This is a genomic window from Lentzea alba (genome assembly GCF_011067745.1).
Taxonomy (GTDB): Bacteria; Actinomycetota; Actinomycetes; order Mycobacteriales; family Pseudonocardiaceae; genus Lentzea; species Lentzea alba.
This window is the reverse complement of the sequence record NZ_JAAMPJ010000002.1, coordinates 65,898-88,924: the sequence shown is the minus strand read 5'-3', so window position 1 is coordinate 88,924 and position 23,027 is coordinate 65,898. Positions and strand designations below refer to the sequence as shown.

Annotated in this window: 24 protein-coding genes; 13 read left to right on the top strand and 11 right to left on the bottom strand. The window is 69.0% G+C overall.

Going from position 1 to position 23,027, the window contains the following annotated elements; all coding sequences use genetic code 11:
- On the top strand, window positions 1-492 hold the full coding sequence (locus tag G7043_RS08675; protein WP_166045079.1) for a hypothetical protein: 492 nt from the start codon (window positions 1-3) through the stop codon (window positions 490-492).
- Between the two features lie 131 nt (window positions 493-623).
- Complete coding sequence (locus G7043_RS08670) at window positions 624-1,067, top strand: nuclear transport factor 2 family protein (RefSeq protein WP_278185718.1); 444 nt, start codon at window positions 624-626, stop codon at window positions 1,065-1,067.
- A gap of 1 nt (window position 1,068) precedes the next feature.
- Here G7043_RS08670 and G7043_RS08665 read toward each other — a convergent pair whose 3' ends face one another.
- Window positions 1,069-1,569, bottom strand: a complete 501-nt coding sequence (locus G7043_RS08665) for a methylated-DNA--[protein]-cysteine S-methyltransferase (RefSeq protein ID WP_166045077.1) — start codon at window positions 1,567-1,569, stop codon at window positions 1,069-1,071.
- Window positions 1,566-2,852, bottom strand: a complete 1,287-nt coding sequence (locus G7043_RS08660) for a bifunctional transcriptional activator/DNA repair enzyme AdaA (RefSeq protein ID WP_166045076.1) — start codon at window positions 2,850-2,852, stop codon at window positions 1,566-1,568. Before G7043_RS08660 ends, G7043_RS08665 begins: the two co-directional genes overlap by 4 nt.
- 80 nt (window positions 2,853-2,932) lie before the next feature.
- Between G7043_RS08660 and ychF the strand changes: the two genes are divergently transcribed.
- A complete protein-coding gene (gene ychF / locus G7043_RS08655) occupies window positions 2,933-4,012 on the top strand; it encodes a redox-regulated ATPase YchF (RefSeq protein WP_166045075.1) in 1,080 nt (359 codons plus the stop codon).
- Window positions 4,013-4,068: 56 nt separating this feature from the next.
- On the opposite strand, the gene G7043_RS08650 is transcribed toward ychF, so the two are convergent.
- Genes G7043_RS08650 through G7043_RS08645 form a run of 3 tightly spaced genes read right to left on the bottom strand, consistent with a single transcriptional unit; the run spans window position 4,069 to window position 5,461 of the window.
- Window positions 4,069-4,503, bottom strand: coding sequence for a Uma2 family endonuclease (locus tag G7043_RS08650; RefSeq protein WP_207310898.1), 435 nt, complete (start codon window positions 4,501-4,503; stop codon window positions 4,069-4,071).
- A 9-nt stretch (window positions 4,504-4,512) separates the two neighbouring features.
- The gene (locus G7043_RS49280) at window positions 4,513-4,641 is read right to left on the bottom strand and encodes a hypothetical protein (protein ID WP_278185717.1); all 129 of its coding nucleotides are present in this window, start codon (window positions 4,639-4,641) and stop codon (window positions 4,513-4,515) included.
- Window positions 4,642-4,669: 28 nt separating this feature from the next.
- On the bottom strand, window positions 4,670-5,461 hold the full coding sequence (locus tag G7043_RS08645) for an SAM-dependent methyltransferase (RefSeq protein ID WP_166045074.1): 792 nt from the start codon (window positions 5,459-5,461) through the stop codon (window positions 4,670-4,672).
- A 73-nt stretch (window positions 5,462-5,534) separates the two neighbouring features.
- Between G7043_RS08645 and G7043_RS08640 the strand changes: the two genes are divergently transcribed.
- The 3 genes from G7043_RS08640 to G7043_RS08630 all read left to right on the top strand — a co-directional run bounded on the left by G7043_RS08640 (window position 5,535) and on the right by G7043_RS08630 (window position 10,346).
- Window positions 5,535-8,642 carry an AfsR/SARP family transcriptional regulator gene (locus G7043_RS08640; RefSeq protein WP_166045073.1) on the top strand — a complete coding sequence of 1,036 codons (3,108 nt, stop codon included), beginning with the start codon at window positions 5,535-5,537 and terminating at the stop codon, window positions 8,640-8,642.
- Between the two features lie 57 nt (window positions 8,643-8,699).
- The gene (locus G7043_RS08635) at window positions 8,700-8,855 is read left to right on the top strand and encodes a DUF6131 family protein (protein WP_086662791.1); all 156 of its coding nucleotides are present in this window, start codon (window positions 8,700-8,702) and stop codon (window positions 8,853-8,855) included.
- A 276-nt stretch (window positions 8,856-9,131) separates the two neighbouring features.
- Window positions 9,132-10,346, top strand: coding sequence for a mannosyltransferase (locus tag G7043_RS08630; protein ID WP_166045072.1), 1,215 nt, complete (start codon window positions 9,132-9,134; stop codon window positions 10,344-10,346).
- Here G7043_RS08630 and G7043_RS08625 read toward each other — a convergent pair.
- The gene (locus G7043_RS08625) at window positions 10,263-11,246 is read right to left on the bottom strand and encodes a glycoside hydrolase family 88 protein (protein ID WP_166045071.1); all 984 of its coding nucleotides are present in this window, start codon (window positions 11,244-11,246) and stop codon (window positions 10,263-10,265) included. The two genes, G7043_RS08630 and G7043_RS08625, sit on opposite strands and share 84 nt — an antisense overlap.
- A gap of 59 nt (window positions 11,247-11,305) precedes the next feature.
- Complete coding sequence (locus G7043_RS08620) at window positions 11,306-11,599, bottom strand: 4a-hydroxytetrahydrobiopterin dehydratase (RefSeq protein WP_166045070.1); 294 nt, start codon at window positions 11,597-11,599, stop codon at window positions 11,306-11,308.
- Between the two features lie 137 nt (window positions 11,600-11,736).
- On the opposite strand from G7043_RS08620, the gene G7043_RS08615 reads away from it, so the two are divergent.
- Genes G7043_RS08615 through G7043_RS08600 form a run of 4 tightly spaced genes read left to right on the top strand, consistent with a single transcriptional unit; the run spans window position 11,737 to window position 16,103 of the window.
- A complete protein-coding gene (locus tag G7043_RS08615; protein ID WP_166045069.1) occupies window positions 11,737-12,735 on the top strand; it encodes a thiamine ABC transporter substrate-binding protein in 999 nt (332 codons plus the stop codon).
- 56 nt (window positions 12,736-12,791) lie between these two features.
- Complete coding sequence (locus G7043_RS08610) at window positions 12,792-14,381, top strand: ABC transporter permease (RefSeq protein WP_390827110.1); 1,590 nt, start codon at window positions 12,792-12,794, stop codon at window positions 14,379-14,381.
- Window positions 14,381-15,334 carry an ABC transporter ATP-binding protein gene (locus G7043_RS08605; protein WP_166045068.1) on the top strand — a complete coding sequence of 318 codons (954 nt, stop codon included), beginning with the start codon at window positions 14,381-14,383 and terminating at the stop codon, window positions 15,332-15,334. The genes G7043_RS08610 and G7043_RS08605 overlap by 1 nt, the downstream gene beginning before the upstream one ends.
- A 10-nt stretch (window positions 15,335-15,344) precedes the next feature.
- The gene (locus G7043_RS08600) at window positions 15,345-16,103 is read left to right on the top strand and encodes an SDR family oxidoreductase (protein WP_166045067.1); all 759 of its coding nucleotides are present in this window, start codon (window positions 15,345-15,347) and stop codon (window positions 16,101-16,103) included.
- A 64-nt stretch (window positions 16,104-16,167) separates the two neighbouring features.
- Here G7043_RS08600 and G7043_RS08595 read toward each other — a convergent pair whose 3' ends face one another.
- From G7043_RS08595 to G7043_RS08585, 3 genes are read right to left on the bottom strand one after another with little or no spacing between them, the layout of a single operon-like run.
- Window positions 16,168-16,974 (bottom strand): ABC transporter permease, encoded by an 807-nt coding sequence (locus tag G7043_RS08595; protein ID WP_166045066.1) that lies wholly within the window; start codon window positions 16,972-16,974, stop codon window positions 16,168-16,170.
- Window positions 16,971-17,975, bottom strand: a complete 1,005-nt coding sequence (locus tag G7043_RS08590; protein WP_166045065.1) for an ABC transporter ATP-binding protein — start codon at window positions 17,973-17,975, stop codon at window positions 16,971-16,973. Before G7043_RS08590 ends, G7043_RS08595 begins: the two co-directional genes overlap by 4 nt.
- Window positions 17,972-19,045, bottom strand: a complete 1,074-nt coding sequence (locus G7043_RS08585; protein ID WP_166045064.1) for a LolA family protein — start codon at window positions 19,043-19,045, stop codon at window positions 17,972-17,974. Before G7043_RS08585 ends, G7043_RS08590 begins: the two co-directional genes overlap by 4 nt.
- 154 nt (window positions 19,046-19,199) lie before the next feature.
- On the opposite strand from G7043_RS08585, the gene G7043_RS08580 reads away from it, so the two are divergent.
- Genes G7043_RS08580 through G7043_RS48135 form a run of 3 tightly spaced genes read left to right on the top strand, consistent with a single transcriptional unit; the run spans window position 19,200 to window position 21,952 of the window.
- Window positions 19,200-19,913, top strand: coding sequence for a response regulator transcription factor (locus G7043_RS08580; RefSeq protein WP_166045686.1), 714 nt, complete (start codon window positions 19,200-19,202; stop codon window positions 19,911-19,913).
- A complete protein-coding gene (locus tag G7043_RS08575; protein WP_166045063.1) occupies window positions 19,910-21,169 on the top strand; it encodes a sensor histidine kinase in 1,260 nt (419 codons plus the stop codon). The genes G7043_RS08580 and G7043_RS08575 overlap by 4 nt, the downstream gene beginning before the upstream one ends.
- 9 nt (window positions 21,170-21,178) lie before the next feature.
- On the top strand, window positions 21,179-21,952 hold the full coding sequence (locus tag G7043_RS48135; RefSeq protein WP_313887760.1) for a (deoxy)nucleoside triphosphate pyrophosphohydrolase: 774 nt from the start codon (window positions 21,179-21,181) through the stop codon (window positions 21,950-21,952).
- Here G7043_RS48135 and trpS read toward each other — a convergent pair.
- Window positions 21,945-22,868, bottom strand: a complete 924-nt coding sequence (gene trpS, locus G7043_RS08565) for a tryptophan--tRNA ligase (RefSeq protein ID WP_166045062.1) — start codon at window positions 22,866-22,868, stop codon at window positions 21,945-21,947. The two genes, G7043_RS48135 and trpS, sit on opposite strands and share 8 nt — an antisense overlap.
- Window positions 22,869-23,027: the final 159 nt, after the last annotated feature.

The following is a 23,027-nucleotide window of genomic DNA, read 5'->3' as shown; positions in this document are numbered from 1 at the left end:
GTGCTGTCCCACGTGGAAGTCACCGCGCGAGTCACCGTCACCCCGGCTGCCCATTTCGTGTGGTCGAACCGGTTGGACTACCGCCACGACTGCTTTGTGTGCCAACGCGTTGCCCGTCTTGTACAGCTGCAGCACGGAATGCCGTACGGCCTCTGCACGCCTGACGAGCATCAGGCCCCGATCCGCGTCAGCGCGTTCGACACCACGGATCACGGCGGCGAGCGCGGACTGCGGTGCCGCATCACTTCCTGGTGGGCGCCGTTCAACGACCTGGTGGAGCCCGACGTCCAGGCGTCGGAGCTGGCCGCAGAGCCGTGGGTTCAGCTGAACTACCGCGTCGGCTGCCACGTGTGCCGGGACAACGGAGTCAGCGACTGGCTGGGCATCGAGGGGTTTCTCCGCTCCGGCTCGGCCCCGGCCACCAGCTCGTGCCCGCGATGCCGGACCGAGCTGGTCGCCACGGGCGGTGCCCCGGAGATCAACCTGGCTTGAGGCGCTGTTGGACACAGGTGCCCTGACAACGTCAACGCCAAATTTGGCGGTATTTGACACACGCCCAATTCAAGAGAATCGGGAGTAGCGTCGTGTTCAGAGGGATGGAACGTTGAGATAGGGGCCAAGCGATGAATGAAGTGGCTTTGCAGCGCGTGATTGACGAGTCGGAATTGCGGAATCTCATTCAGGAGCTGCTGCGAGCTCTCGACGACAGGGATTTCGACGCTTTGGGACCGCTGTACACCGAGGACGGTGTCCGTGAGGTCGGCGGACGGGTCTACCGCGGCCGGGAGGAGATCGTCGCCGGTCCCAAGAAGTTCCTGGCGGCCGCCTACGAGGCGACGTTCCACCACCTGGGGCAGGTCTACGTCGACGTCGACGGGGACGAGGCGTCGATCGTGGCCTACATCCTCGCGTTCCACCTGCCGAAAGCGGCGGAGCCGGCCCGGCACGAGGACGGTGGCGGCAAGTACCACGCCACCGCCCGACGAACCGAAAACGGCTGGCGACTCACGCACGTCCGTCTCGAAATGGTTCTTTTCCAGGGCGAGCCGATGACCTTGAAGGTCTGATTCACGCCTCTTCGTGGGCCAGCAGCCAGCGCTTCACGTCGAGCCCCCACCGGAAGCCGCCGAGATTGCCGCCGATTCGGATCACGCGGTGGCACGGCACGAACAACGCCACCGAGTTGCGGGCGCAGGCCGAGGCCGCGGCGCGGATCGCCGCCGGGCGGCCGGAGAGTTCGGCGTACTCGCTGTAGGTGACGGGGTCGCCGGCCTTGACGGTGCGCAGGACGTCCCACGCGTGCTGCAGGAACGGGCCGGACTTCTGGCGCACCTCGATCGTGTCGATCGAGGTCAGGTCGCCCTCGTGGTAGGCGACGACGGCCTTGGTGACGTCGCCCAGGTCGGCGCGCGAGCTGATCTCGGACGGCATCAGGGACGCGTGGATCTGCGGCGTCAGCAGGGCGATGTCGTCGGTCCAGCCGCTCGCCAGCACCGCTCCGTCCGGCGCGACGATCGCGGTGAACGGCCCCGCCAGGGTGTCCACAGTGGACGTGTGTGCGACGCTCATGATGTAGCTGCCTTCCTCGTCAGGTGTGCTCCGGCGTAGGAGCGCCACGGCCGCCACTCGGGGCCGTGGGAAGCCAGGTGTTGCAAGCCCGGCGGGAGCACCAGCACGTCCGGTGTGCCCAGGACTCGCATGGCGACCTCGTCGGCGACGGAAGCGCCGACCAGGGCTGTCAGTTCTGCGGTCAGGTCTTCTGGCGAGCGGCCCACGTCCACGGCGAGTCTGCCGTTCGCCAGTGCCTCGGTGACGGGGTGGTCCCCCGCCGAGTAGAGGTGGGTCAGCGCGCCGTCCGGGATCTGCAGCGGCACGCCGGCGAACGGGGCCACCAGGCGCAGCAGGGTTTCCGCTCCGTCGACACTGCCCGGCACGCGGATGCCGGGGACCGCGCGGACCAGCGGGCCGATGATCGGGTCCGCGCCCAGGAACGAGTCCACGGCCATCGGGTCGGCGTCGAGGTCCAGCAGGCGGCGCACGCGGGAGACCGCGGCGCCCAGATCGCGGACGTCGGTCAGCCTCAACGAGCACAGGACGTGGTCTGTCGGGAACGTAAGCCGGACCGTTGCCTCGCCGTGTGGCAGCGACAACGTCCGTGCGTAGGAATCGGCGGTGACCTCCTCCACGCCCGGCAGTGCGTTCGCGCGGAAGTGCATCAACAGGCCGTCAGCGTCGAACGGCGGTCGGTACGGGAGTCGCAGCACGATCCGGCCCGGGGTGCCGACCGGTGCCTTGCCGCGGCCCCGCATGTCCGACGGTGTCGAGGCGAACACCATGCGGATGGTGTCGTTGAACTGCCGCACGGACGCGAAACCCGCGGCGAACGCGATGTCCGCGAACGGCAGTTCGGTCGTCTCGATGAGCAACCGCGCGGCGTGAGCGCGGTGCGCGCGGGCCAAGGCCAGCGGTCCGGCGCCCAGCTCGGACGTCAGCACCCTGGTCAGGTGGCGTTCCGAGTAGCCCAGGCGCGAGGCCAGGCCGGTCACGCCGTCGCGTTCGACGACGCCATCGCTGATCAGGCGCATCGCGCGGCCGGCCAGGTCGGCGCGGAGGTTCCACTCGGGCGAGCCCGGCACGGCGTCCGGAAGGCACCGGCGGCAGGCGCGGAAGCCGGCCGACTGCGCGGCGGCGGCTGTCAGGAAGAACTGGCTGTTGCGGCGCTTCGGGGTCACCGCGGGGCACGACGGCCGGCAGTAGATGCCGGTCGTGCGGACCGCGTGGATGAAGCACCCGTCGAACCGGGCGTCACGTGCGGCGCAGACCCGGTAGGCGTGTTCTTCGTCAATGACCATGCCGTCGATCCTGCCAGCGGCAACGGCCGATGGCTCGCGGGAATCGGACACGACCGTCGCCTGCCGTAGACTCGCTCCCCGTGAGTTTGACCCTCGGTATCGTCGGCCTGCCCAACGTTGGCAAGTCCACCCTCTTCAACGCGCTCACGCGCAACGACGTGCTCGCCGCGAACTACCCGTTCGCGACCATCGAGCCGAACGTGGGCGTGGTGCCGTTGCCGGACGCGCGCCTCACCAAGCTCGCCGAGATCTTCGGCTCCGAGCGCGAGGTGCCCGCCGTGGTGTCGTTCGTCGACATCGCGGGCATCGTCAAGGGCGCGTCGGAGGGTGAGGGCCTCGGCAACAAGTTCCTCGCGAACATCCGCGAGGCGAACGCGATCTGCCAGGTCATCCGCGTCTTCGACGACCCGGACGTCGTGCACGTCGACGGCCGCGTGGACCCGTCGAGCGACATCGAGACGATCAACACCGAGCTGATCCTCGCCGACCTCCAGACCCTCGAGAAGGCCATCCCGAGGATCGAGAAGGAGGCGCGGATGCAGAAGGACCGCCGCGCCGCGCTCGAGAACGCGAAGAAGGCCAAGGACATCCTGGACTCCGGCCGCACGCTGTTCTCGGCACAGTCCGAAGTGGACGGCGAGCTGCTGCGCGAGCTGTCCCTGCTCACCACCAAGCCGTTCCTCTACGTCTTCAACGCCGACGAGGGCGTGCTGACCGATGAGGCCCGCATGAAGGAACTGCGCGAGCTGGTCGCCCCGGCCGACGCGGTGTTCCTCGACGCCAAGGTCGAGTCCGAGCTGCTGGAGCTCGACGAGGAGTCGGCCCGCGAGCTGCTGGAGTCGATCGGCCAGCACGAGCCGGGCCTGTACTCGCTCGCCCGCGCCGGCTTCCACACCCTCGGCCTGCAGACCTACCTGACGGCAGGCCCGAAGGAAGCGCGCGCCTGGACCATCCCGCAGGGCGCCACCGCTCCGCAGGCCGCCGGTGTCATCCACACCGACTTCGAGAAGGGCTTCATCAAGGCCGAGGTCGTGTCGTTCGACGACCTGGTCGCGGCGGGCTCGAAGGCGGACGCGAAGGCGGCGGGCAAGGTGCGCATGGAGGGCAAGGACTACGTGATGGTCGACGGCGACGTGGTGGAGTTCCGCTTCAACGTCTGACCAAGCGTTCGAAGGGCCCCTCCGCTGGAGGGGCCCTTCGCGCGTTCGAGGGCGCTTCAGCGGCCGTCGAGCTCATCCAGCTCAAGGCTGATTTCGAACGGCACCGAGACCTTCAGCGCATGCCGAAAAATGCCAGCCGGTGCGTATGCCCTGGTGGGTTCGTCCAGCTCGTACACATGCACTACCGGGAGACTGCCTTCCTCCTCGATACACCAGTAGTGCTTGATACCCGCTTCGGCGTACTTGCGGAGTTTGACGGTCCGATCTCGATGCGCGGACTCCGGCGAGACGACCTCTACCACCAGTTGGACATCGACGGGCTTGAACCACGTCCGGGCCGGGGCATAGGGAGCTGTTGTAGCCAGAACATCAGGCTCAGGACGGTTGCGTTCGTCGAGCCGGGTGGTGACCTCGCGGTCCACCTCGACACCTGCGGGCGCCTGATCGGAAAGGGCCGTGGTCAGGGCCGTGACGACGCGGGCGTGCCACACCCGCTGCGGTCACATCTTGAAAACAAGAGCTCCGTCGATCAGCTCGGTGTGGCGGGGCGCCTCTGGGAGGCGGTCCAGGTCCTCCGCGAACCACCCTTCCGCGCGGGGAGGGCGCATCCAGTCAGGCAGAGCGGTCATGGCACCAAGATAGCGGCTGAGCAGCGGGTCAGGCCAAGTCAGCCGTGCAGAGCGCGGTCGCGTTCGCCGCCGCCGGATCCATGAAGTCCGGCAGCGGCCGCCCGTAGGCCTCCGCGAGCGCCGGCACCCGATCCGTCGACACGGTCCAGCCGTGCGCGGCCAACCACCGAGCCGGGTCGTCGACGGTCGCCACGAACTCCGCGCCCATGCTGCGGATCCGGTCCAGTGTGTCCACTACTACCTCGCGGTCGTCGGCCGAGCTGTCCATGTGGTCGAACGCGAACCGGCTGCCGGGTGCCGACAGCGCCGAGATCGCGTCCAGCAGGCGCTTGCGGTCCGGCTCGGTCAGGTACTGGAGCAGGCCTTCGGCGATCCACGCGGTGGGCGAAGCGGCCGAGAAGCCGGCGGCGGTCAGCACGGTGGGCCAGTCGTCGCGCAGGTCTACGGGTACGACGACGCGTGAGCACGCGGCGGTGAGGCCTGTGTCGGCTACCAGTTGCGACTTGAAGTCGAGGAGTTCGGGCAGGTCGAGCTCGAACAGGCGGACGTCGGATGGCCAGGGCAGGCGGAACGCGCGGGCGTCCAGGCCGGCGGCGAGGATGACCACCTGCGTGGCGTTCGAGGACAGCAGGAAGTTGTCGTAGAAGCGGGTGCGGACGGCCATGAACTCGGCCGCGCCCGGTGGGGCCGGGGGGATCGGCTCGATGGCGGTTGCCACCACGGCGGTGGCGAGAGGGTCGTGGTGCAACCGGTCCGGGCGGGCGGCCTCGGTTGCTCGCATCGAGGCGACCCACAGCGCTGTCTTGCTCACTGCCTGCATGAGATGAAGGCTGGCATCGCATCGGGGCCGCGTCGACCGCCTGTCTCATCTCGCCCACCTAGACTTCCAGGGCGTGAGAGCTGAGTACCGGGTGCTGGGACCGCTGGAGGTGCTGCTCGACGGGGAGCCCGTGGCTGTTCCCGCCGGGCGCGGACGTGTGCTGCTCGCGACGTTGTTGTTGCGCGCCAACCGGTTTGTGTCGGTCGATGAGCTGGTCGAGCGGGTGTGGGAGGGGCAGCCGCCGGACCTCGACCGGGCGCACAAGACGCTGCAGACGGTCGTCATGCGGCTGCGGCAGGCGCTCGGCGAGGCCAACTGCGTGCGCACCGAGCTCGGTGGGTACCTGGCCGAGGTCGCGCCGGAGCAGCTCGACCTCGCGCGGTTCCGGCGGCTGGTCGAGGAGCAGGAGTTCGAGGGTGCGCTCGCGTTGTGGCGCGGGCCGGTGCTCGGGAACGTCGCCTCGGAGTCGTTGCACCGCGACGAGGTGCCGCTGTTGATGGAGGAACAGCTCGCCGCGTTGGAGAAGCGGATCGAGGCGGACCTCACGACTGGGCGGTCGGCGGAGCTGGTCCCGGAGCTGCAGGACCTCACCCGCAGGCATCCGCTGCGTGACAGGTTCTGGGCCCACCTGATGCTGGCGCTGTACCGGTCCGGGCAGCAGGCCGGCGCGCTCGCCGCGTATCGGCAGGTCAGCGAGATGCTGGCGGAGGAGCTGGGGATCGATCCGGCGCCCGCGTTGCGCGAGCTGCACGAACAGATCCTGCGCGGCGAGGTCACGTCGCCCAAGGAGAAGACCCCCATGCCCCGGCAGTTGCCGCCGGAGCTGACCACGTTCGTCGGGCGCGAGGGCGACGTCGAACGGCTCGGCGCGAGTGCGGCGCGGGTGCTGGTCATCACGGGCACCGGTGGGGTCGGCAAGACCTCGCTCGCCGTGCACTGGGCGCACCGTATCGCCAGCCGCTTCGGGGACGGGCAGATCTTCGTCAACCTGCGCGGGCAGGACCCGGTGCGGGCGATGTCGCCGCAGGAAGCCCTGACGCTCGTGCTCAAGGGACTGGGCGTCGACTCCGTGCCGGTCGGCCTGGACGAACAGGTGGCGCTCTACCGCACGTTGGTCGCGGACCGGAAGCTGTTGCTGGTGCTCGACAACGCCGCGAACGCCGAGCAGGTGCGGCCGTTGCTGCCCGCGGCCGCCGGAGTGCTGGCGATTGTCACCAGCCGCAGCGACCTGCGCGGGCTGGCCCTGCACGACGCGGAGCTCCTGCGGTTGCCGACGTTGAGCGACGACGGCGGCACGCGGCTGCTGGAACGGGTGCTCGGCGAGGGACGCGTGCGGGCGGAGGCGGACGCCGCTGCGGCGCTGGTGCGGTTGTGCGGTGGGTTGCCGCTGGCCTTGCGCATCGCGGCCGCCGACCTGGGCGCGCAGGAGTTGATGACCATCGCGGACAAGGTCGCGCAGCTGGACGACGACCGGCTCGGCGAGCTGGCGGTGCCCGGTGACCCCGCGGTCGCGGTCAGCGTCGTCTTCGACGAGAGCTACTCCTCGCTGCCCGAGGACGCGCGGCTGGTGCTGCGGCGACTGGGGGTGCTGCCCGGCGCGGACTTCACCGCCAACGATGCCGCGGTGATCGCGGGTCTGCCCAACGCCCGACGTCACCTCAACCAGCTCGTCGGCGTTCATCTCGTCGAACAGCGCGGCACCCGCTTCGCCCTGCACGACCTGTTGCGGGTGTACGCACGGGAGCGGTGCACGAGAGAGGAGACCGACGAGGCCATGGGGCGGTTGTACGACTTCTACCGCCGCATGACTGACGACGCCGCTGAGCTGCTGTTCCCGGACCAACGACGGTTCCCGCTCTCCACCACCACGACCCAACTACCCGGCGTGGTGCTGCAGACGCCGGAAGAAGCGTTCGCGTGGATGACCGCCGAGTACGAGAACCTGCTCTCGGCGGTGGTGGTCGCGACCGAGCGCGGCGAGTACTGGCCCGCCAACGAGATCGGTGCCGTGCTCACCGCGTACTGCTACGAGACCCGCGACGACTCGCGCTGGTCGGCGTTGTGCGAGATCCGGGACCGCGCGGCCCACGAGTCCGGTGAGGACGTGCTGATCGCCAACGCGGACCTCTCCTACGCGATCTACCGCTTCTCCCAGGGAGACTTCGCCCGGGCCAAGGAGCTCACCACCGTGGCGCTCGGCTTGGCCGTGGGCATGGGCGATCTGCGGGTCCAGGCGTCCGCGCACAGGGTCCTGGGAGGGGTGTACCGCTCGGCGGGCGACGTGAAGACCGCGCTGCACCACCAGCACCAGGCGCTCGCGATCGACGAGCAGCGAGGTGAGACCGAAGGCCAGGCCCTGGTACTGCTCGCCATCGCCGCGATGTCGTTCAACATGCCCGACCTCCTCGGCGCGGAGCAGTCGCTGCTCAGGGTGCTGGAGCTCAGCAACTCGCCCGGCGTCCGCGGACACGCCCATGCCTCGCTGAACGGCGTCTACACCGAACTGGGCCGGTTTCCGGACGTGCTGGCGCACCAAGCCGCGTACGTCGCACTGCAGGCAGAGCTCGGGCACCCCAGGCAGCTCACGATCGGCACCATCGCCGCCGTGCGGGCCAAGCTGGGGCTCCGCCAGGTCGACGAGGCGTTCGACCTCATGATCGACGTTCTCGACGAGGTGCGGCTGCGGTCCGGTTTCGAGGAGGAGCTCGACGCCTGGCACGCGTTGGCCGACCTGTTCGACGACTGCGACGCACATGAGGACGCGTTGGCCGCCGTACGCCTGCAGTTCAAGATAGTCGACAGCGAGAAGATGACCGAATACCGAATCACTGCTCATTGGTCGGCCGCGCGGGCGTATCGCAAACTGGGCGACTACGAGAACGCGGCGCACCACCTGAGCGAAGTGCGGGCACGTCTCGACAGCGACCACCTCTTGTACGCGGGAAGTGAACTCAAGGAGCGCGCGTTGCTGCACCTCGCGCTCGGCGAGACGGAGGAGGCGCTGCGCTGCGCGGAGGAGGCCGTCGCCACGCACCGCCGGTATCACCAGCGGCACCTCGAAGGGCAGTCACTCCAGGCACTCGCGGAAGTACTCCGCGCGACCGGCGACGCCGACGGTGCGGCGGACGCGGAACTATTGGCCGCCAATGCTTATCGGGATTGCGGAGTATCCGTGTCCTGAGGTTTGTACCGACACCGGTGGGGTAGCCCAGAGAAGGATTCCCCACCTGGAGGTGTCATGATCGTCCTCGGTCTGATTCTGCTCGTCGTCGGATGGCTGGCCGGTATCAGCATTCTGACGACCATCGGAGTGGTGCTTCTGGTGATCGGCGCCATCCTCGCCGTCCTCGGCGCAGTGGGCAAGCCGGTCGGCGGTCGCGCGCACTACTTCTGATGCCGCCTGGCATCCCTTTCCTCCCCTCGGAAAGGTGAAAGGGGGAGCCTCCCATGTGGAGGCTCCCCCTTTCCTTGTCTCACAACGTTTTACACGTTGTTCTTGGCGCGCGCGGCAGCAGCGAACACTCCGAACGCGACCCCCAGCATGGCCAGAGCGGCGACAGCGGCAACAACAAGATCAACAGACATGATCAGAAAAACTCCCTCTTGCGATCTCTCCCGTCCTTATGACGCCGGGGTACCCGCGAAAGTTGCCTCGGGTAACGTTTTCGGGGTGAAACTCCGTGCTGTGGAAGCGCGTGTGCTCTCCGTAGCGCCGTGGCTGCTCGCCTTGTCGGTCGTCGGGCACCTGCTCATGGTCGCTTTCCAGGCGAAGATGACCATGATCGACCTGCTGGTGTACCGCAACGGATCGCCGCACCTGTTCTCCGGCGACCTGTACGAGTGGCGGCTCGACCAGTACGCGGACGTGTTCCCGCTGCCGTTCACGTACCCGCCGTTCGCGGCCGCGATCTTCACGCCGATGAGCTGGATCCCGTGGGAGGCGTCCCGCTGGGTCTGGCAGCTGATCTGCCTCGGCTGCCTGTACTTCATCGTGCGCACCAGCCTCAAGCTGCTGAAGCTGAACGACCCGCGCCGCGCGATGATGTGGACCGCGCTGGTGCTGTGGATCGAGCCGGTGCGCACCACGCTCAACTACGGCCAGATCAACCTGGTGCTGGCGGCGATCCTCATCGGCACGCTCGCGAGCGCGCGCAACTGGGTCGGCGGCGCCGGTGTGGGTTTCACCGCGGGCATCAAGCTGACTCCCGCCATCTCCGGTCTGTACTTCCTCATCCAGCGCCGGTGGATGGCCGCCGTGTGGTCGTTCGTCGCTTTTGTGGCGGTGTACGGCATCGGCTGGGCGATCTCACCGTCGCAGTCGGACAAGTTCTGGTTCCAGCTGCTCGGTGACGCGAGCCGGGTCGGGCCGGTCGGCAGCGCGATCAACCAGTCGATGCGCGGCGCGCTGAGCCGCACGTTCGGCTACGACGTGCAGACCGGGAAGATCTACCTCGCCGCCGTGCTCGTCGCGGCCGTGCTGACCTGGTTCGCGGTCAGCAAGACCAAGGACGCGCTGGCGTTGATCATCAGCGTGCAGATGCTCGGCCTGCTGGTCTCGCCGATCTCGTGGAGCCACCACTGGGTGTGGATGGTGCCCGCCCTGCTGTGGCTCATCTACGAGGGCGGACACCTCCTGTGCAAGATCACCGCCGGCCTGTGGGTGCTGCTGACCGGCGGCTACCTGATCTCGTTCCTGCTGCTCGCCCAGCCGAACATCTGGGACTTCCCGCGCCCCTGGTACTTCGTGGTGCTCGGCTGGGGCTACCCGGTGGCGGGCATGCTCACGCTGGTCGCGATCGGTCTAGCAACCCGGCGTGAGAGGGACCAGCTGCTGCCCCGCGATGAGGAAGCTGCCGACGGCGAACCCAGCCGAGTCGCCGGCTGAGGCGGGCTGCCAGGAGTTGCGGGCCGCCGTCCAGCCGAGCAGTCCGTCGGCGTCCAGCGCGGTCTGCAGCGCCTGCCAGCCCCGTTGCACGTGCGGCAGGTAGGTGTCCCGGTCGAGCACGCCCGCGTTGATGCCCGCCGCGAACGCGTACGTGATCATCGCGGTGGCCGCCGAGTCCTTGCCGGTGGCGCCCCAGAAGCCGTCGTGACGCTGCAGGTACCGCAGCGTCTGGGCGGACTTGCGCAGCGTCTTGGCGTAGTCGGCGCGGTACGGGTTGTCCTTCGGCAGCATCTGGATCGCCTTGGCCAGGCCCTGCACCGCCCAGCCGTTCGTCTGCACGTTCCGGCTCCACAGGCCCGTGACCTCGCTGAACGTCCGCTTCTTGAGGTCGCGGTACGACTTGAACGAGTAGTCGAGCAGGTCCTGGTCGAGGTCGCGCACGGCGACCTCGGTGAAGGACGGCAGCGACATCGTCAGGGCGTCCGGCGACTTCCAGTGGTCGAACCTCCCGGTCTTCGCCTGGGCCCGCAGGTTGTCCCGCAGCGGCTGGAGCACCTCGGGCTCCGGGTGGAAGAACGAGACGGCCAGGTAGGCCTCACCGCTCGCCTGCGGGTCCGGGGCGTACGGGTTCGCCGGGTCGACGGGCAGCAGGAAGTTGTTCGCCTTCACCCACGGCCACGTCTTGTGGTTGCTGATCCCGGTCGTCCGGACCTGCGCGATGTTGCCGGTGTGGAAGTTCGCGTTGGACCAGTTGTTCGCCTTGAGGTCGGTGCCCTTGGTGACCCAAGCCGCACTGGCCTTGATCATCACGTCCGTCACGGCGCACGGCACGGCCTGAGCCGCTGCCGGAGTGATCAGAAGACTGCCCGCCAGCGCCACGACGAACAAAGGTGTGCGCAACCGCATGAGGGTGTTCCCTCTCCTGTCCGCGGGCGGCGGCAGCGCACATCTTGACCGAATCAGGCCATGGCGTCCAGGACTCCGTCGATCTCCTCGGCGAGGGAGACGTCGAGTGCGGTGATTCCTCCCTTGTAATGGGTGCTCAGGCGAAATGTGAGGGTCTTGTAGCGGATGTCGATGTCAGGGTGGTGGTTGTCGTTCTCCGCGATCTCGGCGATCCGGTTCACGACCATGATCGCCTGCGGGAAGCTCGCCAGCTCCACGGTCCGCACCAGCGCCGCGTCCTGCGCGGTCCAGTCGGGCAGTTTGGGCAGCGCGTCGTTCAACTGATCGTCGCTCAACAGCTCGGCCATGTCCTGATCGTCCCACCACGTCACGTAAGCTGCGCGTTTGCCACGGGAGTCCGGTGAAGCGCCGGGCTGAGAGGAGGGCTCGCAAGCCCTCGACCGTCCACCTGATCCGGGTCATACCGGCGTAGGGAGAGATTGACGTGAGAAGGATTTTTGCTGTCGTCGCTGCTCTGGCGTTGACCGGTTGTTCGGCCGGTACCTCGACCGGACCGCAGACGCACGAGGTCACCTTGGTGACGCACGACTCGTTCGCGGTGAAGCCGGAGGTGCTGGAGGAGTTCCAGAAGTCCTCCGGGATCACCGTGAAGCAGATCGCGAGCGGTGACGCGGGCGAGCTCACCAACAAGCTGGTGCTCACCAAGGCGAACCCGATCGGCGACGTCGCGTTCGGCGTCGACTCGACGTTCGCCTCGCGGGCGTTGAGCGAGGGCGTGTTCGCCGAGTACGCCTCGCCGGAGGCCTCGAAGGGCGCTCAGCGGTACAAGGCCGACGACACGAACCGCCTGCAGGCCGTCGACGTCGGCGACGTGTGCCTGAACATCGACCCGGCCAAGCTCGGCGGGGTCGAGCCGACCTCGTACGAGGACCTGGTCGACCCGAAGTTCAAGGACATGCTGGTCGTGGAGAACCCGGCCACGTCCTCGCCGGGGCTCGCGTTCCTGCTCGGCACGATCGCGAAGTTCGGCGAGAACGGCTGGCAGGAGTACTGGACCAAGCTCAAGGCCAACGGCGTCAAGGTCGTGAGCGGCTGGGAAGAGGCCTACAACCAGGAGTTCTCCGCCACCAAGGGCACGCGGCCGATCGTCGTCTCGTACGCGTCGTCGCCGTCCGCCGAGGGCGGGAAGACCAAGGCCGTGCTCGGCACCTGCTACCGGCAGGTCGAGTACGCGGGCGTGCTGGCCGGGGCGAAGAACTCCGCCGACGCGCAGAAGGTGCTCGACTTCCTGCTGGGCGAGAAGTTCCAGGCCCAGGTGGCCGAGCAGATGTACGTCTACCCGTCGCGTGAGGGCGTCGCGCTGCCCGAGTCGTGGGCCAAGGACGCTCCGTTGCCGACGAACCCGCAGAGCCTGCCCGCGGACAAGGTGAAGGACAACCGCGAAGCGTGGGTCGAGCAGTGGCGCAAGCTCGTGCAGGGCTGAGCGACACCGGCTCCGGTCCTGGTGGCGGCGGGTCGGCGGCGCGAGCCCGCCCCGGCCTGATCTCGGCGCGTTCGGGCTGGTCGGCGGCGGCGTTGCTGCCGCTGGCCTTCCTCGGGCTGTTCTTCGCCTGGCCCGTCCTCGCCATCATCACCCTGGGTCTGCGCGAGGGCGGCGTCACCACCGTCCTCTTCGCCGCGGACACCTGGGAGTTGGTCGGGTTCACCCTCGGGCAGGCTTTGGCGTCGACGGTCGTGGCAGTCGTCGCCGGCCTGCCGGTGGCTTTCGTGCTGGCGCGGTGCCGGATTCGCGGGCTCGGGCTGGTGCGGGCGGCCGTGATGGTGCCGTTCGTGCTGCCGACCGTGGTGGTGGGCTTGGCGTTCCGGACGTTCTGGCCGGACGGCGGCGTGCTGCCGATCGTCCTGGCGAACGCGTTCTTCAACGTGGCCGTGGTCGCGCGGACCGTGGGCGGGCTGTGGGCGCACACCGATCGGCGGGCCGAAGACGCGGCTCGGGCGTTGGGTGCCTCTCGGCCTCGGGCTTTCCTGTCGGTGGTGCTGCCGGCGTTGGCGCCGGCGATCGGGTCCGCCGCGGCGGTCGTGTTCCTCTTTTGCGCCACGAGTTTTGGTGTGGTGCTGGTGCTGGGCGGGTCGCGGTACCGGACCCTGGAGACCGAGATCTACCTGCGGACCGTCGAGCTGTTCGACCTGTCCGGGGCGGCGGCGCTGTCGTTGCTGCAGTTCGTCGCGGTGCTGGCGGTTCTCGTGCTGGGCGCGTTGGCCCGGCGACGGCGGGAGACCGCGCTGGCGTTGCGCGACAGGGAAGAGCTGGCGCGACGGCCTTCCGGTGGTGAGTGGTACGTCGTGCTGGCTGCTTTCGCTGTCGTCGTGGCGTTGCTGACGCCGGTCGTCGGGCTGGTGACGAGGTCACTGTCCACTCGGGACGGGTGGAGCTTCGCCGGGTACGTCGCGTTGACGACCCGGGGTGATCGCGGCACGTTGGCGGTGACCGGGATCGACGCGGCGCTGAACTCGGTGCGGACGGCGTTCGACGCGACCTTGGTGGCGTTGGTGGTCGGGGTGTTCTCGGCCGTGGTGCTGGTCGGGTTGCGACGCTCGGGGTCGCGGATCGCCGAGGTGCTCGACACCGCGCTGATGCTGCCGCTCGGGGTGTCCGCGGTGACCGTGGGCTTCGGCTACCTGGTCACGATGGACGCGCTGCCCGGCGATTTCCGGACTTCGCCGCTGCTGGTCCCGTTGGCGCAGGCGTTGGTGGTGACACCGCTGATCGTGCGGATGGTGCTGCCGGTGCTGCGGGCCGTGGACGAACGGCTGCGGCAGGCGGCGGCAACGCTGGGCGCCTCACCGTTGCGGGTGTGGCGCGAGGTGGATCTGCCGCTGGTCGGGCGGTCGCTGGTGGCGGCGGCCGGGTTCGGGTACGTGGTGGCGCTGGGGGAGTTCGGGGCGACGAGCTTCCTGGCGCGACCGGATGCGCCGACGCTGCCGGTGGTGATCGCCCGGCTGATGTCGCGGCCGGGGGAGTTGAACAGCCAGATGGCTTATGCGGCGTGCGCGCTGCTGATGGTCGTGACGGTCGGGTGCGTGCTGCTGATCGAGCGGTTGCGCGTGCCGAGCAGCGGGGAGTTCTGATGGCGCTGGAACTGGACTCGATCACCGTCCGTTATGGACAGACCGCCGCCGTGTCGGACGTGTCGCTGACCGTGGCGGACGGCGAGGTCGTCGCGTTGCTCGGGCCGTCCGGGTGCGGGAAGTCGACGCTGCTGCGCACGATCGCGGGACTGGAGAAGCCTTCTGCGGGTTCGGTGCGGTGGGACGGCGCGGATCTGGCCGGCGTGCCGGTGCACCGGCGGGAGTTCGGGCTGGTCTTCCAGGACGGGCAGCTGTTCCCGCACCGGTCGGTGGCCGGGAACGTGGCTTTCGGCCTGCGGATGAAGAAGGTCGAACGCGAGTCGCGGGACAAGCGGGTGTTGTCCCTGCTGGAACTCGTCGGCCTGGAGGGGTACGCGGATCGGCGGGTGACGCAGCTGTCCGGCGGCGAGCAGCAGCGCGTCGCGTTGGCGCGGGCGTTGGCTCCTTCGCCGCGGTTGTTGCTGCTGGACGAACCGTTGTCGGCGCTCGACCGGGCGTTGCGCGAGCAGCTCGCGGTCGATCTGGCCCGGTTGCTGCGGGAGGCTCAGACCACCGCGCTGGTCGTGACGCACGACCACGACGAGGCGTTCACGCTGGCCGACCGGGTGGCGATCATGTCGCGCGGCCGGATCGTCCAGGTGGGGCCGCCGGCCGAGGTGTGGTCGTCGCCGGTCGACGTGGAGACCGCGAAGTTCCTGGGGTGCAACAAGTTCGTGCCCGGCTCGTTCGTGGGCCTCGACGTGGGACGGGTTGGGTTGCGGGCCACGGCGTTGCGGGTCGATCCGGCGGGTGCGCTGGAAGGTGTTGTGCTGGAACGGGTGCACCGGCGTGATCACGTGCGGTTGCTCGTGGAGATCGACGGCGAGGAGTACGAGGCGGTCGGGCCGATGAGCGAGATCGGCGACCGCGTGCGGCTCGAAATCGACTTGGACGGTGTCGCTCGAATCGGTTAGCTGGGGGCCTATGGGGCTTCTAGAAGGACGAGTCGCGCTCGTCACCGGAGTGAGCAGGCGGCAGGGCATCGGCTACGCGATCGCTTCCCGGCTGGCGGGGCTCGGCGCCGACCTGTTCGTGCAGCACCACGTGGCACACGACGCCGCGCAGCCGTGGGGCGCCGACCCGATCGACGAGGTGATCGCCGGCATCGACGGCCGCGTCGAACACCTCGGCGTCGACCTGGCCGAGCCGGATGCACCGGATCAGCTGGTCGCGGCGGCGGTCGAGGCGTACGGGCGGGTCGACGTCCTGGTGTGCAACCACGCGCTCAGCGGGTCGGACGGTCCGTTGGGGGAGTTGGACGCGGCCATGCTGGACAGGCATTACGCGGTGAACACGCGGTCGTCGATCCTGCTGACGCAAGCGTTTGCCCGGCAGCACGACGGCGCGAAGGGCGGGCGGGTCGTGTTCATGACGTCCGGACAGAACCTCGGGCCGATGCCGAACGAGGTCGCGTACGCGGCGTCGAAGGGCGCGCTGGTGGGGATCATGTCCACGTTGTCGCACCACCTGATCAGGCAGGGGATCGCGATCAACGCCGTGAACCCCGGCCCGACCGACACCGGCTACGCGAACGCGGAGACGAGGGAGTGGGTGCGGGAGCGGATGCCGCTCGGCCGCTGGGGCCAGCCGGACGACGCCGCCCGGCTGGTCTCCTGGCTCTGCACCGACGACGCTGAGTGGATCACCGGTCAGGTGATCAACAGCGAAGGCGGGTTCCGCTGATGAGCTTGTTGATGAGGGGAGCTTTCATCAACCTGAGGTTGATGAAAGCTCCCCTCATCAACAACTAGCTGTCCTTCGTGATCAGGCGTGTTGCGGCCAGGCCCGTGCCGATCAGCAGGTAGCAGCCGGCGAGCAGCGTGCTGTCCCAGATCTGGCCGAACGGGATCGGGTCGCGCATCACGTCGACCAGCCCGGGGAAGCCCGTCGTGATCAGGAACGGGTGCAGCCAGTCCAGCGAGGAGAACTGCCCCAGCACCTGGAACACGATGATCGTCGTCATCGTCGCCGCCTGCACCACCAGCGGGTGTTCGGTGGTCGCGGAGACCGCGAGGGCCACCGCGCCGATCGCCACCATCTGGAACGTCACCAGGACGATGAACAGGGCGATGCGCAGCAGGCCTTCCCCGGTGGACAGGGTCGTGCCGGTCAGCGTCACCATGCCGTTCGTGCCGAGGAACGCGGTGCCGGCGATGATGCCGACGACCGCCATCAGCGTGACGGCGAAGAGCGACATCGCGGTGAGCCCGAACAGCTTCACGAACAGCAGCCGCACGCGGGAGACCGGTGCGACCAGCAGTCCGCGCAGGGTGCCGTGCTGCGCCTCGCCCGCCAGGCCGTCCGCCGCCCAGATCGACGCCACCAGCGGCAGCAACAGGTTGAGCGACAGGAACAACGTGAAGATCGGCACGACCAGGCCGTTGCCCTGGAGGATCGCGCCCAGGCCGGGCGGGCCGCCGCCCTCCTCACCGCCCGCGGTCCAGATGCCGAAGCTGATGATGATCGGCACGAGGACCAGGCCGAACAGGCCGATGATGGTGCGCGGCCGGCGCAGCATCCAGCGCACCTCGGAACCGAACTGACGCGTGATCATCGCGGTCCCCCGTCCAGCGTGTCGACAGCGGACATGCCCCGCTCGGCCTCCTCGGCCTCGGTGAGCCGCGCGAACAGCTCCTCCAGGCCGGTCTTCCAGCGCGTCGCCTCGTACACCCCGACGCCGGCCTTCACCAGCGTCTCGATCACCTGGGGCGCCGAGGTGCCGGCGAGCTCGACCCGCAGGCCCTCACCCAGCGGCCGTGCGGAGATCTTGGCCTGCCGCAGGGCGCTCAACGCCGTTTCGACGTCCGGTGTGATCACCTGGAGCGCCGAACCGCCCGCCTGCAGCAGTTCGGTCAGCTCTCCCTGCGCCACCACGGTTCCGCGGTGCAGGACCGCGACGTGCGTGCAGGTGGCCTCGACCTCGCTCAGCAGGTGGCTGGACACCAGCACCGTGCTGCCCGCTTCGTGCAGCTCCGCGATGATCTTGCGGATCTCGCGGGTGCCGGCCGGGTCGAGGCCGTTGGTCGGCTCGTCGAGCACGACCAGCTTGCGCGGCACGAGCAACGCCGCGGCCAGGCCGAGGCGTTGCTTCATGCCGAGCGAGTACCCGCGGTACCTGCGGTGGGCCGCCTGGGCGAGCCCGACGCGTTCGAGTGCGTCCTCCACCGCCTGCTTGATCTGCTTCTTCGGCAGCAGCGGCTCGAACGCGGCACAGCGGATGAGGTTCTCCCGCCCGCTCAGGAACGGGTGGAACCCCGGACCCTCGACCAGCGCGCCCACGTGCGGCAGCGACTGCTCGGCCCCGTCCGGAAGCGGCCTGCCGAGCAGCTCGATCTCCCCCTGCGTGGGGCGGACCAACCCGAGCAGCATCCGGATCGTGGTCGTCTTGCCCGACCCGTTGGGGCCGAGCATGCCGAGCACGGCTCCTTCCGGCAGCTCGAGGTCGACGCGGTCCACGGCGACCGTGCTCCCGTACTCCTTGCGCAGACCTCTGGTCCGCGCGGCGACGGCGGTCTTGGTGCTCGTCGTCACCGGCGCGCTGGTCGAGGTGGTCACTTCACCTGTCCGATCGTGTCGAACAGGACCTGCTCGGGCACGGCACCCGCGACCACACGGCCGTCGTCCGCGATCAGGATCGTGGCGACCTTGGTGTTGAACAGCTTGCCGCTGCCCCAGCTGCCGCTGACCTGCTTGGTGAACCGGTCGACCAGACCCTGCGCCTCGGCGGGCACCTGGGCCATGGCCTCACCGGGGATCTTCGCGCCGACCACGGTGTCCCAGCCGGTGCCGAAGATCTGCGGGTCCTTGCCGTGCAACGCCTGCTCGATGCCGACCTCGGGCTTGCCCTGCTGCCGCTGTTCCTTGGCCTCCGGCGTGGTGACCTTGGCGGTGGCGGGCGGGGTGAACTCGAACAGCTTCGGGTCCTGCGGGCCCACGTCGATCTGGCTGAACCCGACGGTGCCCGCCGGCTCGCTCGTCCCGTTGGTCAGGACGGCGACCCGCAGCGGCATCTTGAGCTCGGAGTCGACGGCGATCCGCACCTCGCGGATCAGCGTCTTCTCGCTGGCCTTCGGGGTCAGCACGAGCTCGTAGGCAGCGCGGTTGGCGACCCTCGCGGTGCCGTCGACGCTGATGTCGCTGAACTCCTTGGTCAGGCCGACGATCTCTTTGGCCGCGGTGGCCGGGTCGATCGCCTTCTGGCCGGTTTCCGGCTTCTCGGCCTTCTCGTCGGCCTTGTGCTCGGACTTCGTGACCTCGTTGTCCTGCGAGTTCCACGACCACGTGGTCGTGCCGTCGTCGACGATGGTCTGCTCGGACTGGCCGTTGGGCAGGGCGAGCCGCAGCTTGCCGTTGCCGTCCGTCCAGATCCGGGCGCTGTGCTTGCCGTCCGCGAGCTGCGGGATCTCCGAGATCGCGGGGAGGCCCAGCTTGTTGTCGACCTCCACGGTGCCGCCGAACGCGCCGGGTTTGCTCGTCAGGACCTGCTCGACGAGGGACTCCGCGGAGACGTCCGGTAGTGATGGTGGCTGGCCTGCGCCTGCCGGCATGGCGAGCAGGCCGAGGCCTGCCGCACCGGTGAGCACACCGGCCGCCGCAGCGGCCAGGGTCACCTTTCGCTTGTTCATCTAGGTCCCCTCCTCCAAGGGCTTGTACTCATAGCTTGGATCGAGGTTGCTGAGATGGTGCTGAGACTACTTCTAGCTGCGGTTTTACGCCCGTTGCAGGGTGCTTGCTGAGAGTCGGCTGAGATCATGCGCGCGGCTGAGAGCCGTGCGCGGCATGCTGTGCGGTGTGAAGCCTCGGGTGCTGGTCGTGGACGACGAAGTCGGCGTGCGTCGGGCGTTGGAGCGTGGCCTGGCGGCGGAGGGCATGGAGGTCGTGACTGCCGCGGACGGGCCCACCGCGCTGAGGGTGGCGTTGACCGGTGCGTTCGACGTGGTGCTGCTCGACATCATGCTGCCCGGGCTGTCGGGGTACCGGGTGTTGCAGCGCATGCGGGCGGACGGCGTGCGGACGCCGGTGTTGATGGTGTCGGCCAAGGACGGCGAGGTCGACCAGGCGGACGGGCTGGACCTCGGGGCCGACGGGTATCTCGTCAAGCCGTTCAGCTTCGTGGTGCTGGTGGCGCAGGTCAGGGCGTTGCTGCGGCGTGGTGGTGGGGCGCGCCGAAAGCTGACGCTGGGGAACCTCGTCATCGACCGCGGGTTGCGCGAGGTCAGCTGGGCCGGGCAGGACGTCTCGCTGAGCCCGCGGGAGTACGCGGTGCTGGACGTCCTGGCGTCGCGGGCCGGGTCCGTGGTCACCAAGGACGAGCTGCTGCGGACGGTCTGGGGAGACGAGCAGGCCGCCACCCGGAACGCGGTCGAGGTCTACGTGGGGTACCTCAGGCGCAAGCTGGAGGCGGTGGGGGCCGGCGAGGTCGTGCGGACGATTCGAGGGCACGGGTACATCGCGTCCACCGCGGACCTCGACAGCGCGTTGGGCAACAGGTGAATCCTCGCCGCTGGTGGTTCCGGCGCACGTTGCGCTTCCGGATCACCGTGGTCGCCACCGGGGTGGCGTTGTTGTGCCTGCTGGCGTTCACCGGGCTGGCACCGGCGTTGATCGGGCTGGTCCAGATCACCGCGGTGGACCAGGAACTGGCCAAGGAAGCGCCGCGCGTGCTGGACGTGTCCGGGGTGCCGGTGGACGGCAAACCGCCGCTTCCGTTGACAGCACAGGACATCCGGTCGCTGAAGTCCGGGGAAACGGTGCTGCGGCTGGAGGGGGCCTCTGCCTACCGGTGGCGCGGGCAGGTGGTGTTCGCGGCGGACGGGTCGCCGCGGCTCGAGGTGTACGGGGACAAGCTGCTCGGGTACGAGAACGCCAACACGCTGGGGACCCGGTGGCTGCTGGTCGCGGCGGTGCTGGTCGCCGGGCTGGTGGGGATCGCCACGTGGTTGTCGGTGCGGTCGTCGTTGCGGCCGGTGGAACGGATGCGGGTCGCCGCCGGCGAGCTGCCGCACGGGGAACGGTTGCCGGTGCCGCCGTCGCGGGACGAGCTGCAGGCGTTGGCGGAGGCGCTGAACGCGTTGCTGGCCCGGCGGGACGAGGCGTCGGACCGGCTGCGGCGGTTCACCGGGGACGCGGCGCACGAACTGAGGTCGCCGGTTGCCTCGGTGCGGGCGCAGGCCGAGGTCGCGGTGGCGCATCCGGATCCGGACTTCTCGATCGAGGTGCTGGAGTCGGTGGTCGAGGAGTCGATCAGGCTCAGTGCGCTGGTGGACTCGCTGTTGATCCTGGCGCGGGCGGACACCGCGGCACCGCCCAGGGCCGAGGCCGTGGATCTGGTGCTGGAGGCCGAGGCGGCCATCTCCCGGCTCGACACGGATCTGTTGGTGCGGTTGAACGCTCCGCCGTCGGCCTGTCTGGTGTCGGCCACCCGTTCCGAGGTCGAGCTGGTGCTGGACAACCTGCTGCGCAACGCCGCCCGGTACGCGTACTCGACGATCACGCTGACGTTGGTGCCGGTGGGACGAGACGTGCGGTTGCTCGTGGACGACGACGGGCACGGGATTCCCGTCGAGCACCGGACGAAGGTGTTCGACCGGTTCTACCGGGTGGACGAGGACCGCGGCCGGCGGTCCGGTGGTTTCGGGCTCGGGCTCGCGCTGGTGGCGCATCTCGTGCAACGGCGGGGCGGTTCGGTGCGGGCCGCGGAGTCACCTGCCGGTGGTGCGCGTTTGGAGATCCGCTGGCCGTCCTGGTAGCAAGCTCTGGTGCCAGAATTGCGAGCGTCGGCGCTGGTCGACGCGCCAGTTGCCGCTGTTGCCGGAGCCCTGCTGGAGACCTCACTGATTACGGGGTTCGGGGTGAAGGTGCGGGGTTCCCTGCTGTGCCTGGGAGACGAGCTGGCCGGACCGTTCGGGGTCCGACTGACGGTCACGCGGGCTGATCTGTCCGGTGTGTCCGCTGCCGGGGAGTTTCTGGAGCTGCACACGGATCTGGTGGTGACCGGGGCCGGGACGATGGTGATCGACCGGGTCAGCTGGACGACCGTGGGTGGCGTGGTCGGGCGGTTCGCGGACGTCACGGTCGGGCGCGGGATGGCGTTGCGGGTGCTGCAGAAGCGGTCGGCGTTGCTGGCCGCGCGGTGTGAGGAACTTCGGGCGGCCCGGGTCGTGGTCGGGGCGGCGATCGTCCGGGATGGACGGTTGCTGGCCCAGCAGCGGTCCTATCCGGAAAGCCATGCGGGGCAGTGGGAACTGCCCGGTGGGCGGGTCGAGCCCGGCGAGAAGCCGACGGACGCGTTGGTGCGCGAATGCGTGGAAGAGCTCGGCGTGCCGGTCGCCGTTGGCGAGCAGGTCGGGCCGGACGTGCCGTTGAAGAAGGACATGGTGTTGCGGATCTACGCGGCATCGCTCGTCGGCGGTGAGCCGGAAGCGTTGGAGCACAACGCTGTCCGGTGGCTCACCGCCGACGAGCTGCCCGGGGTGGACTGGCTGCCGGCGGACCGGGTGCTGGTACCTGCCCTTCAAACGCTCCTCAACTGAGTCCGGACAGGCGCAGCGCCGCGTTCAGCCGGTGCTGCGCGCGTTCGCGGGCCCGTTCCGCGCCCGCCTGCCGGACGCGGTCCAGTTCCGCCGGGTCCGCGAGGAGTTCCAGCGTGCGGTCGCGCACGGGCCTCAGTTCTTCGATCACCGCTTCGGCCACGACGTTCTTGAGGTCCGCGAACCTGCTCGTGTAGTCCTCGGGGTCCTTGCCGGTGCAGGAGACGAGGATCTCGGTCAGGTTCGCGATGCCCTCGGTGGACGACACGGCCCGCCGGACCTTGCGCCGCACCAGGTCCGGATCGTCCAGGACGAACACGACGCCCGTGGAGTTCTGGGCGGACTTGTCCATCTTGCGCGTCGGGTCCGAGAGGTCCTTGATGCGCGCTCCGACCTTCGGCACCACCGCGGTCGGGACGATGAACGCCTCGCCGTACGCGTGGTTGAAGCGGCGGGCGAGCGCACGGGCCAGCTCGACGTGCTGGAGCTGGTCCTCGCCGACCGGGACCTCCGCGGTGCCCTGCAACAGGATGTCCGCGGCCATCAGCACCGGGTAGGTGAGCAGGCTGAGGCGGACGGAGTCGCGCCCGAGCGACTTCTCCTTGAACTGGATCATCCGCGCGGCCTCCCCGTACGTGCAGGTGCACTCCAGCACCCAGTTGAGCGCCCCCAGTTCGCGGATCAGGTCGCTCTGCACGCAGGTGCTCTCCGGGGCGATGCCGGACGCGATGAGCACCGCGAACTGCTCCCTGGTCAGGGATCGCAGACGTTGTGGGTTGTGCGACGACGTCATCGCGTGCAGATCGCTGATGAAGTACACGTCCTCGTCGGTGCCCTCACGAGCCCACGTGCGCAACGCCCCGAGGTAGTTGCCCAGGTGGACTTGGCCCGACGGGGTGATGGCGGACAAGCGGATCATGGTCGTTGGTCCTTCCGTGAAGGACCGCCCGGACGAAACGCACAAAAAAGCCGCCCGTCTCGGGCGGCCTGTGAACGCGTCAGCGCACAGCTACTCCGGCCGCCTGAAAGCGGCCCACCAGTAGGCGTTCATCGTGCGCATGTTCGGCAGTATAGGACT